At 67.6% G+C, this 14564-nt stretch carries 14 protein-coding genes and 1 pseudogene; 8 read left to right on the forward strand and 7 right to left on the reverse strand.

Going from position 1 to position 14564, the window contains the following annotated elements; all coding sequences use genetic code 11:
* Positions 1 to 276 precede the first annotated feature (276 nt).
* Together DI526_RS17460 and DI526_RS17465 are read left to right on the forward strand one after the other, a co-directional pair.
* Positions 277 to 525, forward strand: coding sequence for a hypothetical protein (locus DI526_RS17460; protein ID WP_304280681.1), 249 nt, complete (start codon positions 277 to 279; stop codon positions 523 to 525).
* A 182-nt stretch (positions 526 to 707) separates the two neighbouring features.
* On the forward strand, positions 708 to 1751 hold the full coding sequence (locus DI526_RS17465) for an NAD(P)-dependent alcohol dehydrogenase (protein WP_304280684.1): 1044 nt from the start codon (positions 708 to 710) through the stop codon (positions 1749 to 1751).
* A 147-nt stretch (positions 1752 to 1898) separates the two neighbouring features.
* On the opposite strand, the gene DI526_RS17470 is transcribed toward DI526_RS17465, so the two are convergent.
* Entirely contained in the window at positions 1899 to 3221 is a 1323-nt protein-coding gene (locus DI526_RS17470) for an oxygenase MpaB family protein (protein ID WP_304280685.1), read from the reverse strand.
* A gap of 251 nt (positions 3222 to 3472) precedes the next feature.
* Here DI526_RS17470 and DI526_RS17475 point away from each other — a divergent pair, with 251 nt between their 5' ends.
* Entirely contained in the window at positions 3473 to 4033 is a 561-nt protein-coding gene (locus DI526_RS17475; protein ID WP_304280686.1) for a hypothetical protein, read from the forward strand.
* Between the two features lie 71 nt (positions 4034 to 4104).
* Positions 4105 to 4545, forward strand: coding sequence for a DUF4282 domain-containing protein (locus DI526_RS17480; protein ID WP_304280687.1), 441 nt, complete (start codon positions 4105 to 4107; stop codon positions 4543 to 4545).
* Positions 4546 to 4549: 4 nt separating this feature from the next.
* Here DI526_RS17480 and DI526_RS17485 read toward each other — a convergent pair whose 3' ends face one another.
* The 3 genes from DI526_RS17485 to DI526_RS17495 form a co-directional block, all read right to left on the reverse strand.
* Positions 4550 to 4996: a MarR family winged helix-turn-helix transcriptional regulator gene (locus DI526_RS17485; protein ID WP_304280689.1), complete on the reverse strand. Its 447-nt coding sequence runs from the start codon at positions 4994 to 4996 to the stop codon at positions 4550 to 4552.
* Between the two features lie 10 nt (positions 4997 to 5006).
* Positions 5007 to 5423 (reverse strand): organic hydroperoxide resistance protein, encoded by a 417-nt coding sequence (locus tag DI526_RS17490; RefSeq protein WP_304280691.1) that lies wholly within the window; start codon positions 5421 to 5423, stop codon positions 5007 to 5009.
* Between the two features lie 104 nt (positions 5424 to 5527).
* Positions 5528 to 6226 carry a DnaJ domain-containing protein gene (locus DI526_RS17495; RefSeq protein ID WP_304280693.1) on the reverse strand — a complete coding sequence of 233 codons (699 nt, stop codon included), beginning with the start codon at positions 6224 to 6226 and terminating at the stop codon, positions 5528 to 5530.
* A gap of 107 nt (positions 6227 to 6333) precedes the next feature.
* Between DI526_RS17495 and pdxH the strand changes: the two genes are divergently transcribed.
* A complete protein-coding gene (gene pdxH, locus DI526_RS17500; protein ID WP_304280695.1) occupies positions 6334 to 6999 on the forward strand; it encodes a pyridoxamine 5'-phosphate oxidase in 666 nt (221 codons plus the stop codon).
* A gap of 26 nt (positions 7000 to 7025) precedes the next feature.
* A pseudogene (locus DI526_RS17505) lies at positions 7026 to 7115 on the forward strand (hypothetical protein); the annotation flags it as partial.
* A 55-nt stretch (positions 7116 to 7170) separates the two neighbouring features.
* On the opposite strand, the gene DI526_RS17510 reads toward DI526_RS17505, so the two are convergent.
* Positions 7171 to 8061 carry an MBL fold metallo-hydrolase gene (locus tag DI526_RS17510; RefSeq protein WP_304280697.1) on the reverse strand — a complete coding sequence of 297 codons (891 nt, stop codon included), beginning with the start codon at positions 8059 to 8061 and terminating at the stop codon, positions 7171 to 7173.
* A 72-nt stretch (positions 8062 to 8133) separates the two neighbouring features.
* Between DI526_RS17510 and DI526_RS17515 the strand changes: the two genes are divergently transcribed.
* A complete protein-coding gene (locus tag DI526_RS17515) occupies positions 8134 to 8307 on the forward strand; it encodes a hypothetical protein (RefSeq protein ID WP_304280699.1) in 174 nt (57 codons plus the stop codon).
* Here DI526_RS17515 and DI526_RS17520 read toward each other — a convergent pair.
* Complete coding sequence (locus DI526_RS17520) at positions 8277 to 8684, reverse strand: TIGR01244 family sulfur transferase (protein ID WP_304280701.1); 408 nt, start codon at positions 8682 to 8684, stop codon at positions 8277 to 8279. The two genes, DI526_RS17515 and DI526_RS17520, sit on opposite strands and share 31 nt — an antisense overlap.
* A gap of 582 nt (positions 8685 to 9266) precedes the next feature.
* Here DI526_RS17520 and DI526_RS17525 point away from each other — a divergent pair.
* Positions 9267 to 12323 carry a TonB-dependent receptor gene (locus tag DI526_RS17525; RefSeq protein WP_304280703.1) on the forward strand — a complete coding sequence of 1019 codons (3057 nt, stop codon included), beginning with the start codon at positions 9267 to 9269 and terminating at the stop codon, positions 12321 to 12323.
* A 404-nt stretch (positions 12324 to 12727) separates the two neighbouring features.
* Here the strand turns inward: DI526_RS17525 and sppA are convergent, their stop codons facing one another.
* Entirely contained in the window at positions 12728 to 14512 is a 1785-nt protein-coding gene (gene sppA / locus DI526_RS17530) for a signal peptide peptidase SppA (RefSeq protein WP_304280705.1), read from the reverse strand.
* Between the last annotated feature and the right edge of the window lie 52 nt (positions 14513 to 14564).

The raw sequence follows: 14564 nt of genomic DNA on the forward strand, positions 1-14564 counted from the left end.
TCCGACCTCCCTTCGAGATCGGAAAATGTGTCACGGATGTCTCCGAACACCTGTCACGGATGTCCCCGGTCTGAACACCTGCGGGAGAGGGTGGCCGCCGAAGGCGGTCGGGTGAGGGGTCGCGCTCTGCTATCCTGATACGCCTTTCAACCCCTCATCCGTCAGCTTCGCTGACACCTTCTCCCGCAAGGGGAGAAGGAAGCTGACTTCCGCCCACCACCCGTTGGCGACCATCGCGATGTCTGGTGATATCCACCATCGCCGCCGGAGCTCGAGATGCCGCTTTTCCGCTATCACATTACCTGTGGCGCCGAGACGAGGACGATCGAGCTTCGGAAAAGTAATCCCCAGGGCTGGCTGCTGGATGCTGTCAGCGCGGCCTTCCCGGAGATTGCTTCACGAAGGGCCGCAGACGTCATGCGACTGCGGCTCGAACCGGTTAGCGGCGTAAAACAATCCTGGCGGGCCATGCTCCCTGATGAGCCCGCCGACCTAGTGATCCAGGTCTCTGAAACCCGCCGCTGACGTCCGCCTTCCACCCTGAACAGACTTTCAGCCTTTCCGCTCTCGGCACCCGCTCCATCCACCATCTGGAGGATCGTGCAATCGGTCCGGCGGACTGGTCTACCGCCCGCGCCGCGCCATATGGCAAGTCTGCCGCGCGCGATCCTCCCCCGATCGCGGTCTCCAAATTCAAGGACTATCCCATGGCCACCGCTAAAGGCTACGCGGCGCCCGCCGCTGGCGCGCCCCTGGCGCCGTTCACGTTCGAGCGCCGCGACCCCAATCCCGACGACGTCGTCATCTCGATCAAATATTGCGGCGTTTGCCACTCCGACATCCACATGGTCGACAACGGCTGGGGCCAGAGCGTCTATCCGATCGTGCCGGGCCACGAGATCGCGGGCGTGGTCACCGCCGTCGGCGCCAATGTCACCAAGTTCAAGGAAGGCGATCATGTCGGCGTCGGCTGCTTCGTCGACAGCTGCGTGACCTGCAAGGCCGCCCGCGACCTCGACCGCGAGCAGTATCAGCCGGGCCTCGTCCTGACCTACAGCGCCTTCGAGCCGGGTTCGGACACGCCGACCTACGGCGGCTATTCGGATCACATCGTGGTCAAGGAAGACTACGTCCTGTCGATCCCGGAGAACCTGCCGCTGGACGCCGCCGCGCCGCTGCTGTGCGCGGGCATCACGCTGTACTCGCCGCTCCGCCACTGGAACGCCGGCCCCGGCAAGAAGGTCGCGATCCTGGGCATGGGCGGCCTGGGCCACATGGGCGTCAAGCTGGCCCACGCCATGGGCGCCGAGGTCACGGTGCTGAGCCAGACCCTGTCCAAGCAGGCCGACGGCCTGCGCCTGGGCGCGGACCACTACTACGCCACCAACGACCCCAAGACCTTCGAGACCCTGGCCGACACGTTCGACCTGATCATCTGCACCGTCTCCGCCGGCATCGACTGGGGCGCGTACCTGGCCCTGCTGAAGATCGACGGGACCATGGTGATCGTCGGCGCGCCGGAAGAGCCCGTGCCGCTGAACGCCTTCGCCCTGATCCCCGGCCGCCGCACCCTGGCCGGCTCGATGATCGGCTCGATCAAGGAAACCCAGGAGATGCTCGACTTCTGCGGCGAGAACAACATCGTCGCCGAGATCGAGACCATCTCAATCGACCAGATCAACGAGGCCTACAAGCGCATGCACAAGAGCGACGTGCGCTACCGCTTCGTGATCGACATGGCGACGCTGTAGGCGTTCCTTGAATCCGACTTCCCCGGCGAAGGCCGGGGCCCAGATCGAACCCTCGAGCGTGTTTCGTCTTGGCTAGGCTCAAGGCGCGAACGCCCAATCGCTCAGGCTGAATCTGGGCCCCGGCATTCGCCGGGGAGGTCGGGATAGTTAGATCGTTGCGGGTTTGGCCCCCGTCGCCGGCCGATACTTCTCCGCATCTGAGGTGAACTCGGCGTGGCCGTAGCGCTTGAGCTGCCGCTTCAGCCGTCCCACCAGCCGCGCGTCGGCCAGTTGCGCCAGGCCCGGGACCCGCCGCGCCAGGCGATAGGCGGTCAGCTGGCCGGTCGCCAGCGTGGCGACCAGTCCGAACAGCATGAAGTCGCGCGGGCCGATCTCGACCCCCATGCGCTTGGCCGCCGCCACGTCGCCGTTCAGGAAGTTCTGCAGGAAGAAGACCTTGGAGAAGCCGCGCTCGACCTGGTCGAACAGGCGGCTTTCGGGGCGCTCGTCGGGGAGCAGGTAGGCGTTCAGCGTGGCGCGGACCAGCTCGCCGCAGGTGGCGTCGTCGAAGCCGGCGCGCAGGGTGGCGCTGCGGGCGTTCATGGTGTCGACGATCCCTTGCGGGGTGTCGGCCAGCAGGTCCTCGGGCAAGCCCAGCAGGAAGCAGCGGTAGCGGGCCAGCTCGACCCGCGCGCGCTCCTCGGCCGTGAAGGTCTTCCGACCCTCGCCGACGATCTTGTAGCTCATCAGGAAGATCGGGATCAGGCCGGCGGGCATCTGGTCGACCTGGGGGATCGGGATCCCGTAGACGCCGACGTCCCAGAGGTTCGAGCGCTTCAGGGCGTTGAACCGCACCATCGAATGCATCAGCCGCACCATGGCCGCCGCGCGGAAGCCCGCGCCATGCCGCTCCAGCGAGCCGGGCAGAAGGGTGGCGGTGAAGAAGGTCGCGGTCTCGTTCACCCGCCGCGCCGCTGTGTCATTTGACAGGGTCCCGGTCAGGGCCATCGGCAGGGCGGCGTACTTGTTCATGAAGGTGGCGATGAACGCGCCGCGGATCGCGAACGGGCCCAGATTGGCGGCGGCGTTGCGATCCAGGCGCTGGCCTTCGCGGACCAGGTCCATGTCCAGCCAGTCGGGGATCCGCTGCATGTCTGCGATGAAGGCGGCCAGCTCAGGCGGGGCGTCGGGCACGGCGCCGATCCCCTCGTCGCAGGCCTTGGTCAGCATCTCGACCAGCGGTCGAAAGCCGTAGCGCGGCATCAGGGCGGCGTAGGCGTCGGCCACGATATCGCCCAGCATGGTGTAGGCCTTGATCAGGGCGATCTTGTCCGGATCCAGCTTGGCGCGGGCCAGCCGGGGCGCGACGCTCTGCCTGGGGTCGGTCGTGAACCGCTCGGGCGTGATGGCGAAGTCGACGTCGCCATACAGGGCGGGCAGGGCGGTCTTCTGCGAGGCGACCTTGGCCAGGACCTGGTCCAGCGTGTTCATCGGATCCTCGTGACGTCGCGGACCGTCGCCGGTCGGCCTATCGCGCGCAGGGTACGCCAATCTCGTGGCGACGCCACTTGCCCCGACGGATACGGAACAGCGGCGCGGACGGTTCGGTTGGCGCGGGGCTACATTTCGGCCCTCGCCGTCACAAAAAGCGCGCCCCGGTAGAGTCCGCGTCGACTTCCCGACGGAACCGGTATCGCAAGGTCACGTTGTTTCCGCCGGAGGGGCCTCGACGGAGAGTGAACATGACCAACAAGATCGCCCTGCTCGCCGCCGCCGCGTCCCTGACGTTCGCCGGCGCCGCCTTCGCCCAAAGCACCACCTCGACCGGCGCGACCTCGCCGACGACGACCGCCCCCGGTTCGACGGGCGCCATGACCGCCCCGGGTCAGACCACCGCGCCCGGCCAGACCATGACCGCGCCCGGTCAGTCTATGACCACGCCGGGCCAGACCATGGCTCCCGGCCAGACCATGACCAGCCCGGGCGCTTCGTCGGCCGCGCCGGGGTCGACGATGACCTCGCCCTCGGCCAGCACCGCCGATAGCGCCGCCACGCCCAGCTCGGCCAATGTCGCCAGCTTCAAGGTCGGCTCGGCCGTGAAGGACGCCCAGGGCGTTCCGGTCGGCCAGATCAGCAGCACCAGCACCGGCGCCGACGGCTCGACCAACGTGATCGTCACCAACGGCGGCGTGAAGTTCGCCCTGCCGGCCAACAGCCTCAGCGCGGGCGCGGACGGCAGCGTCTCGACGACGGCCACCAAGGCCCAGATCGACGCGACGGTCGCCGGCGCCAAGCCGCAGTAAGCCGTCGTTCCGTTCGACGATGACACCCTTGGCCCGCTCGGCATTGCCGAGCGGGCTTCTCGCTGCTAGCGATGGCCTGCAAAGGGGCGGTTTTTCCGCCGACTTGGGGTTCCCGTATGCCTCCGGCCAACAAGACCAAGCGTGGGTCCAACTCGCTGCTTTGGGATCTTCTGACGTTCGATCGCCTGGTCACCGGGCCGGTGATTCACTTCATCTACTGGGCGGGCCTCGGCGTCGTGGCCCTGTTCGCGTTCTCGGTTGTCGGCGCGGCCGTGGGCCTGGCGCTGAAGGAGCCGGGCGTCGGCTCGCTGCTGCTGGCCTTCCCGGTGCTGGTCGCCGGCCTGCTGGTCGCCGGCGCGCTGGTGCTGCTGTGGCGGGCGTTCTGCGAGTTCTATGTCGCCATCTTCCGCATCAGCGAAGACCTGCGCGCCCTGCGCCAGACCAGCGACGCCGACCACGCCGCCGTCCTGGCGCGGCGTCAGGGGCAGCCGGTCGAGGCGGCGCGAGAGTAAGCCGCTACCGCGCGACCGTCTTCAGCCGCTCGCGAAGGGTCGTGAGGTCGGCCATCGGCATGTTCAGCGCGCAGAACAGCTTCTCCGGCACGCTGGCCGCCTGTTCGCGGAGAGCCTGGCCCTTGTCCGTGAGCGCCACGATGACCCGCCGCTCGTCGTCCGGATCGCGGTGGCGCTCGACGAGGCCGCCCGCCTCCAGCCGCTTGAGCAGCGGGGTCAGGGTGCTGGAATCAAGGTCCAGCGCGTCGCCCAGAGCCCCCACGGTGCGCGGACTCCGCTCCCACAACACCAGCATGGCCAGGTACTGCGGGTAGGTCAGGCCCAGGGCGTCGAGGATCGGCCGATAGAGCCGCGTCATCCGGTTGGCCGCGCCGTAGAGGGCGAAGCACAGCTGGTTGTCGAGGCGCAGGATCTCGACAGGGCTCTCGGACGACGCGGGTTTCTCTGTCATGTCGACTGGCTTACGCCGCCTTGACGCTGATGGCCACGTCGACATTGCCGCGCGTAGCGTTGGAATAGGGGCAGACCTGGTGGGCGGTGGCGACCAGGGCTTCGGCGTCGGCCTGCTTGAGGCCTTGGGTCTCGACCTCGAGCGCGACTTCCAGGGCGAAACCGGCGCCGGCGCTGGCGAGGCTGACCTGGCCCGTCACGGTCGAGCCGGTGAGGGCGATCTTCTGGGTGCGCGCGACGTGGGCCATGGCGCTCTGGAAGCAGGCGGCGTAGCCGGCGGCGAACAGTTGCTCGGGGTTCGTGCCCGTTTCCTTGCCGCCCAGCGACTTGGGCATCGACAGCTGAACGTCCAGCAGGCCGTCTTCGCTGCGGGCGTGGCCTTCGCGGCCGCCGACGACGGTGGCGCGGGTGGTGTAGAGGGTGGTCATGGCGAAACTCCTCGCTCTCGAATGATGTGAGCGATTTAATCGCGTGCGATATAACTTCAAGGTCGCCGCTCGAAAAAGATCGCGTGCGACCGACTTTTTTTAGATCAGGCCGCCCACGCCGCCGCGAAACGGCGCAGCAGCGAGCGCGCCAGGCTGTCCTTCTCGCCCTCGCGGGCTTCCAAGCGCAGGAAGAGGTCGCCGGCGCGGTGGTGGGCGCGGGCGGGCAGGCCGTGGCCGGCGAGGCGAACCAGCCCGCGTTCGGCGGCCTTGGTCGAGATCCAGGCCTGGCGCGGACCCAGCGGCGTCTCGGCCTCGACCCGGCCGCCCTCGGCCAGGACGCGGGGCGCGACCTTGCCGGTCAGCCAGAGGTCGTCGCCGCGCACCAGGGCGCCGTCCAGCGGCCGGTGGCGGACCTCGAACAGCACGTCCAGCAGCCGCACCTTGTCGCCGGCGCGCAGGCCGGCGGGCAGCTTCAGCCGCAGGCGGCGGCCATCGACCGACAGCTCTTCCGAACCGCCGGCCACGGCGGTGGCGATGTCGATATCCAGGAAGGCGGAGTTGGTGGCCGCCGGCGTGGTCACGGCTGGAGCGAAGGTCGTTGGACGGGCCAGGGCGTCCTGCAGCAGGCGATAGGCGGCCTGGACCTCGCGAAACAGGGCCGCGTCGCCGGTCGGACGGTCCGGGTGGGCCCGCTTGGCGGCCTCGCGATAGGCCTTGCGCAGCGCGCGCTCGTCCGCCTCCGCCCCGACGCCCAGCAGGGCGCGCGCGGCGAAAAGCGTCAGGACGGGGCCTTTGGCGGTCATGGCCGCGACCCTGCCGCCAGGATGGTCAACGGGGCGTTAAGTTAAGACTTTCCCTTAAAGGGCCGGGACTGTGGCTCCGCGCCACGACGGGGCCTATATCAGGGTTCATGAGCGACCAGACCCTGATCCCCGCCTCGCCCAGCGAGGACGACTATGTCCGCCAGGTCACCGAGGCCACGCCGCCGCCGCTGCTGTCGGAGGAGGATCCCTTCGCCCTGTTCGCCGAGTGGCTGGAGGAGGCGGGCAAGAAGGAGCTCAACGACCCCAACGCCATGACCGTCTCGACGGTCGACGCCGACGGCATGCCCGACTCGCGCATGGTGCTGCTGAAGGACTTCGATCCGCGCGGCTTCGTCTTCTACACCAACACCTACAGCGCCAAGGGGCGGGAGCTGGCGGCCAACCCGAAGGCCGCGATCCTGTTCCACTGGAAATCGCTGCGCCGCCAGGTGCGGATCCGGGGCCTCGTCGAGCCGGTAACCGAGGCCGAGGCCGACGCCTATTTCGCCAGCCGCGCCCGCCACAGCCAGATCGGCGCCTGGGCCAGCGATCAGTCCCAGCCGCTGCCGGACCGTCTGGCGCTGGAAAAGCGGGTGGCCGAGATGGGCCTGAAGTTCGGCCTGGGCAAGGTGCCGCGCCCGCCGCACTGGTCGGGCTATCGCATCGTTCCGGTCACGATCGAGTTCTGGCGCGACCGGCCGTTCCGCCTGCACGAGCGGCTGGTGTTCGACCGCGTCGGCGACGGCTGGACGACGAAGCGGCTGTTTCCCTAACGCGCCAACCAAGTCGCTTTGAGCTCATTTTCTATTGTCATCCCGGCCGTAGCGAAGCGGAGAGCCGGGACCCAGGGGCGGCGCGCACGGCGTTCCGTCACCCCCTGGGTCCCGGATAGCCTCTACGAGGCTTCCGGGATGACACGAAGGGGCGAGCCATCAGGCGAGCGCCTAAGCCAGACGATATTCGCCGCTGAGCCCCTCGCCCTCGGCGACCACGCGGCCTTCCTTCACCAGCTGGTTCACGTGCGCCAGCACCGACAAGGCCGCCGCCGGATGCAGCCTGGGATCCACCGCCGCGTACAGGCTGGGGACCATGGCCGGTATGGACGTGAAGCCCGCGCCCAGCGCCTCCAGGATTTGGGCCTCGCGCGCCTTGCGGTGGGCGATATAGGCGTCGATGAACGGCCCGACCTCGCGCACCGGGGCGCCGTGGGTCGGCCATAGGGTGTGGAAGTTCCGCGCCCGCACCTTGGCCAGGCTGGCGAAATAGTCGCCCATGTCGCCGTCGGGCGGGCTGACCACGGTCGTCGACCAGCCCATGATGTGGTCGCCGGAGAACAGGGCGTTCTCCTCCCGTAGCGCGAAGCAAACATGGTTGGAGGTGTGGCCGGGCGTGGTCACCGCCTCCAGCGTCCAGCCGCTCCCTGCGATCACGTCGCCGTCGGCCAAGACGACGTCGGGACGGAAGCAGTCGTCGGCGCCTTCCTCGAGACCCGGCGCGGCGGCCTCGCCATGGTCCGCCGGCGCGGGGCGGCCATGGACCTTGGCGCCGAACAGCGCGGCCAGCGGGTGGGCCAGCGGGCTGTGGTCCAGGTGGTGGTGGGTGACCAGGACGTGGGTGACGCGCTCGCCGGCCAGGGCCGTCTTCAGCGCCTCGAAGTGCTCGGGCAGGTCGGGGCCCGGGTCGATCACCGCCACCTCGCCTTGGCCGACGATATAGACGCCGGTGCCGGTATAGGTGAACGGGCCGGGATTGCGGGCGATCACCCGGCGGACCAGCGGCGAGACCTGATCGCAGCGGCCGTACTCGAAGGCCAGCTCGCGGACGAAGGGAATCATGAGGTGGCTCCGTCTGCCGTGCGGCGCCGGTCTTGCGCCGGGCGGGCGGGGATATGCCCTGGGGACCCGGTCATGGCGGCGGACGCAGCGATCATTGTATCAAAACGGCTTCGAGCCGCGGGTCTGGCGATCCTCTGTATCACGCTGGCGCAGTTCGTCCTGGCCAGTTGCCAGGCCGAACCGACGCCGATGGCCGCGCGTGTGATCGCCTTCGCTCAGGCTGGCAACACGCCCGAAAGGTCGTAGCCGGCCCCAAGGCCTTGCTCGACCAGCGTCTGGCGGTCGGCGCCGGCCATCGCCTGGCCGATCGACCAGGTGACGATCGAGCGCGTGCCCGAGCGGCAGAAGGCCAGGACCGGCCCGGACGCGGCCTCGACGGCCTCGCGCACCGTCTCGACCTGATCCGGCGTCGGCCCGCCGCGCACCGGCACATACAGATAGTCCAGGCCCGCCGCCCGCGCGGCCGCCTCGATCGCCGCGCTGGACGGCTGGCTGGGGTCTTCCCCGTCCGGGCGATTGTTGATCACCAGAACGAATCCCTCCGCCGCGGCGCGGGCCATGTCGGCCTCCGAAACCTGGGGGCTGACCGATAGAGAGTCGGTGACGCGTCGAAAATCGCTCATGGCTCCGCCGAACTGAGAAGCGCGACACGGGGCTGTCGCGAGATCATTTTCGCGCTGCAACGGCGCCTAGGCAATGGTCAGGACCCTACCGGCGGCGCCTAGCAAAGCGGCTTCGGGGCTAGGCAGGTTCGTGGGCTGTGATGCGAATTCTTAAAAAACTTTCACGAAAACGCAGGCGTGCGAGGCGATTTGTGGCGACTGTCAATCGGCCGGCGGAATTTTATGGCCAAGTTTCCCCTGCGGCCGAATCCGGCAAAACCGTGTTTTGTAAGTCCTTGAATGCCCAAATAAATCAGCGCCCTGCCGGAGCGGCGGAGCGTGCTTGCCCCATGGGAAGCTTGGGGGCGCCTTGAAAAGTGTCCGCCCTGTGGCGCTTTTGCGACAGGGGAGGGTCATGTGAATTGCAATTTTGTAATGACGATTGACCCTCGGTCTTCCAGCCCCCTAACGTCCCCTTAACCGGGAAAATACTTTCCGGGACACCAGTGATCTGGTGGCGCAATCGGCGGTTTTCCGCTCCAGGCCGGACAAAGTTTCTAAGGGGTTTGTCCGCCTGCCGCCTGCGCCGCCGCAGAGGGGACCATGATCAACATGAATTCCAACGAAGGCAGCGCCATGTTGGCGAGCCAAAAGCGTTTCCGTGACCTGTCGAAGGGGGTTAGCCGCGTCGCCCTAGGTGTGGCGATGAGCACCTTCATCGTGGGCGCGGCTCTCGCCCAATCCCAGACCGGCGCCCTGCGCGTGACCGTCAGCGGCGACAACGGCGCGCCCGTCGCCAACGCCACGGTCACCGTGCGTTCGCCGGACAGCCTGGTCACCAAGACCGGCACGACCGACGCCGAAGGCCGCGTCCGCGTCAGCGGCCTCGACCCGTCGACCAACTACACCGTCTCGGTCGCCTCGCCCGGCTACAACGAGTTCAGCGCCAGCAACGTCGCCGTCGTGTCCGGCCAGGACCGTTCGTACGGTTACGCCCTGGTCTCGCAAGGCAACAAGGTCGAAGAGATCGTCATCACCGGCCGTTCGCTCGCGGCCGTTGACGTGACCTCGGCCGTCGTCGGCACCACCCTGACCCTGCAGACCGTGGAAGCCCTCCCCACCGGCCGTAGCTACCAGAGCTACCTGCAGCTGGTTCCGGGCGTGAAGCCGTCGACCAGCGGCAACCCGTCGTCGCGTTCGGGCGTCAACTACTCGGACGTCGGCGGCTCCACGGGCTCGTCGACCGACAACCTGTACTTCATCGACGGCGTGGACGTGACCGACCCGTCGACGGGCACCTTCGGCGCCAACTTCAACTCGGAAATCATCCAGGAACAGCAAGTGCTGGTCGGCGGCCTGCCGGCTGAATACGCCGGCGGTTCGGGCCTGGTCTCGCGCGTCGTGACCAAGTCGGGTTCGAACCAGTGGCACGGCTCGGTCAACTACTACCTGCAGAACGACAGCCTGGTCGCCAAGGACAAGCACCAGTCGTCGGGCGGCTTCAAGACCTATGACACCGCCTTCACCCTGGGCGGCCCGATCATCAAGGATCGCCTGTGGGTCTTCGGTTCGTACCAGAAGAAGCACCGTTCGGACGAAGTGCTGGATCCGAACACCGGCTCCGTGCGCCGCACCGTGGAAAACAACTCCAAGTACGGCTTCTTCAAGGCCACCTGGCAGATCACGGACAACGACCGTCTGACGGGTACGTTCTTCAACGACCCGACCACCTTCACCGGCTCGTCGGACCAGACGGTTCTGAACAACCGTGACCGCACGACCAAGCAGGGCGGCGACAACTACAAGATCGACTACACCCACACGTGGGACAACCTGCAGGTCAACGGCTACTACTTCGAGCACAAGGGTGAGCTGACCCGTAACGCCGCCGATCAGTCGGTCCGCGACAACGTCGGCTTCCTGAGCACCGCCGGCGCGACCACGGCTCAGCGCCAGCTGGGCGGCTTCGGTTCGAACCTCGAAACGCACCGTAACCGCAAGGAATTCGGCGGCAACTTCGAGTACTACCTCGACACCAACTACGGCAGCCACACCGTCAAGGGTGGCTACATCAACAGCAAGAACATCTACGCCGAAGACGGCAGCGTCCCCGGCGGCGCCACCTACGCCTCGGTCGCGGCCGCTTCGTCGGGCGTGACCTGGGACCAGTACGGCGGTAGCTCGCTGAAGTGGACCACCCGTTCGGTTTCGTCGACCGACAACGCCCGCATCCTGTCGGCTCTGAACGCCAACGCCACCGCGCGCGCCGCCGTCGACACCAACGGTGACGGCACGGTCTCGGTCGCCGAGCTGAACGCCTACAAGTTCACGTCCACCACGGGTAACCCCTACGGCAACGTGAACATGTACCGCGCCCTGCGGACCACCAGCGCCCCCTACAGCGTCGACAGCAAGGGTCAGACCCTCTACCTGCAAGACACCTGGACCTGGGATCGCTTCACCGTCGGCGCCGGCGTTCGCGCCGAGAAGTGGGAGCACTACGCCTCCGACGGCTCGAAGGTCGCGACGTTTGACTGGGAACTGGCGCCGCGCCTGAGCGTCGTCTACGACGTCAACGGCGATGCGCGGTCGAAGATCTCGGCCTTCGTCGGCCGCTACTACGACCCGATCCGCAACAACATGTCGGACTTCGCCGGCGCCCTGACCGGCCCGGTGGACGAAGAGCAGATCTACATCGGCGGTCAGTGGATCACCTTCCGCACCCGCGGCGGCGCCACCACCCCCGACGCCCTGTTCTCGCCGAACACCAAGACCCCGTACACCGACGAGTTCCAGCTGAGCTACTCGAAGACCATCGGCTCGAGCATCGGCGTCCAGGCCACCGTCAACCATCGTCGCACCCGCGACATCATGGAAGACTTCGACCTGACCCTGTACTCGGATCCGACCTGTACGGTGACGAAGTGCGGTCCGAACGGCTACGCCTCGCCGGGCACGCTGTTCTACCTGCCGTACTCGTACTTCGGCTACAACAGCAAGCCGAACTCGAACTACGTGATCGGCACCCTGCCGGAAGGCAAGCGTAACTACACCGGCTTCGAGCTGACGGTGACGAAGTACAAGACCGGCAACTGGTTCGGTCAGGCCTCGTACACCCACAACAAGGCCACCGGTAACTCGAACTCCGACTCCAACGCCGACTACCAAGGCGACTGGATCGCGCTCGACCCGCGTGCGCCGAACGCCTACGGCCCGACGCCCGGCAACATCAAGCACCAGTTCAAGGCCTATGGCTCGTACGACTTCCCGTTCGGCCTGCAAGCCTCGGCGGTGTTCAACTGGAACAGCGGCGCGCTCTACACGCCGGCGGTCAACACCGGTGGTCGCTACTTCGCCCCGATGGTCGATACGCCCTATAACGTCGGCGGCGTGACCGACAGCTGGTACCTGCCGGGCGGCATCGGCAGCGCCAAGGCGCCGTCCTACTACACCCTGGACGCCCGCCTGAAGTACGAGCACGAAGTGCCCGGCCTCGGCGGCAAGGCCGAGTTCTTCCTCGACATCTTCAACATCCTGAACAAGCAATCGACGACGGATGTCATGAAGCTGGTCGCGGGCGACGGCACGTACGATCTCGGCGAGGGCACCAATTGGGTTGCTCCGCGTCGCCTGTACCTGGGCGTTCGCTACTCCTTCTGATCCGAAGGTTCACCTTCGATCGGAGCAATGCCGGCGCGAAAGCGCCGGCATTGTCGTTTCTGGACTGAGGTGGGGAAGGGCTTAGGGAGAGAACCACCCTCACGGCCGGTTCTGGCGCCAGGGTCGGGCGAGCGGGCCTCAACGGGTCCTTTTGGCCTCGCCATGGCGGCCGGGGCTCCCCGTCACATGCACCTGAGCCGCCGATGGGGGCGGCTGGGGTCCTATCCCGCGGCGCCGCCGGGAGGGTAGGGAAGTGGTCGTGATCGCCCCTGCCTTGCTAGGTCGCGTTCAAAGAAAAGGCCGCCCAGGGACGCCCGGGCGGCCTTCTTGCTGTCTGCCTGAAGCGCTCAGAGCCTTAGAGCATGAGGTCAGCCGAAACCGGTTCCCACTTTCGGCCTCACGCCCTAGCGCACCGGCGTGTCCGCCAGCACCGACGCCCCGCCCGGCGCGGCGCGCAGGCGGGCCTTGGCCATCTCGTCGAGGATGGCCTGGGAGCGCGGGTCGCCAAGGACCCAGGCGGCGGCCGCCAGCGTCCGGACCGAGGTCTCGCTGACGCCCAGCAGCTTCTCCAGGGCCTCGAACGGCGACTGGCCGCCGTCGATGCGCTTGAGGCGAACGTCGCCGTTCAGCTTGGCCAGGGCCTTGGCCTTGTCGACCGCCTGGTAGAAGCCGCCCAGCTCGTCGACGAGGCCCAGCTGCTTGGCCTGCTCGCCGGTCCAGACGCGGCCCTTGGCGATCTCGCGCACGCGCTCGGGCGGCAGCTTGCGGCCCTCGGCGACGCGGGTGACGAAGCCGGCGTAGATGCGGTCCATCCAGCCGGCGAACTTGGCGCGCTGTTCGGGCGTGAAGCCGTCGCCCGAGCCGAAGGCCTGGGAATAGTCGCCGCCGACATGCAGCTGCTTGGTGTCGACGCCGAAGCGGGCCAGGGCGTCGCCGATCGCGAACTTGCCGCCATAGACGCCGATCGAGCCGGTCAGGGTCGAGGGCTGGGCGACGATCGAGTCGGCCTGGCTGGAGATCCAGTAGCCGCCCGAGGCCGCGTAGGTTCCCATGCTGACCACGACGGGCTTGCCGGCCGCCTTGGCCGCCTTCATGGCCGCCAGGATTTGCTCCGAGGCCGTGTCCGAGCCGCCCGGCGAGGAGACGCGGAAGACGATGGCCTTGACGTCCTTGTCCTCGGTGGCGTCGTGGAAGGCCTCGGCCACGTCGTCGGAATAGACGTTGCTCTCGCCGCCGAACGGCGAGCCGCCGCCGCCGGTCCCGGTGACGATGGCCCCCTCGGCCCCGATCACGGCGATGGCGGGGCCCGTCTTGGCCGCGGGGGCCTTGGTGCGCGAGGCGTAGTCGCCGAAGTCGACCAGCTTGGCGCCCTTGCCGGCCTTGTCGAGGGCGAAGGCCTGGATCTCGCTGACCTGGCCCACCTTGTCGATCAGGCCCTTCTGCTGCGCTTCCTGAGCGCTGTAGGGGCCGTCCTCGAGCGTGCGGGTCAGCTGCGCCGGGTCGCGCTTGCGGTCGACCGCGGCGCTGACCAGGGCCGTGCGATAGACCGAGCCCATCCACGACAGCGTCGATTCCCGGTGGGCCGGGGTGTAGTCGCTATAGAGGTAGGGATTGACCGCGTTCTTGTACTCGTAGCGCTGCTCGTAGTCGGCCTTCACGCCGTACTTGTCGAAGAACCGCTTGAAGAACATCGACTCGCTGGAGAGGCCGACCGCCTGGAAGCTGCTGTCGGGCTGCATCCAGAACTCGCTGGCCGAGGCGCCCAGCATATAGGTCGAGGTCACCATGCCGGAGGGATAGAGCCCCTGGCTGTGGGCGTAGATCGGCTTGTGGCCGACGTCGCGGAAGTGCTTGAACGCCAGCCGCAGCTCGTCGGCGGCCGCCGGGGCCACGCCGCCTTCGGGCAGGCGCACCAGGATGGCGCGGACCTTGTCGTCCTTCTCGGCGCGGCGCAGCGTCTCGATGATCGACAGGACCGAGTCGCCGCTTCCGCCCAGCGAGGCGAAGGGGCTCTTGGGCGCCTGGTCCGTCAGGCCCTCGCGCAGGTCCAGCTGCAGGACCGTGTGAGCCGGGGTGGGGGCGGGACGCGCGGCCCCCGCGGCGATCACCACGAGCAGGAACGGAACGCCGACCACGAACAACAAAAGACCGACGAACACGCCGGCGACGGTCAGGAAGAACTGCTTCATCGGAAGTCCCGTTGGGAGAAGTCAGGAACAAGCTAACCGGTGTCGCGGATGG

It is taken from the genome of Caulobacter segnis (assembly GCF_003243465.1).
In the GTDB taxonomy this organism is placed as follows: Bacteria; Pseudomonadota; Alphaproteobacteria; order Caulobacterales; family Caulobacteraceae; genus Caulobacter; species Caulobacter segnis_A.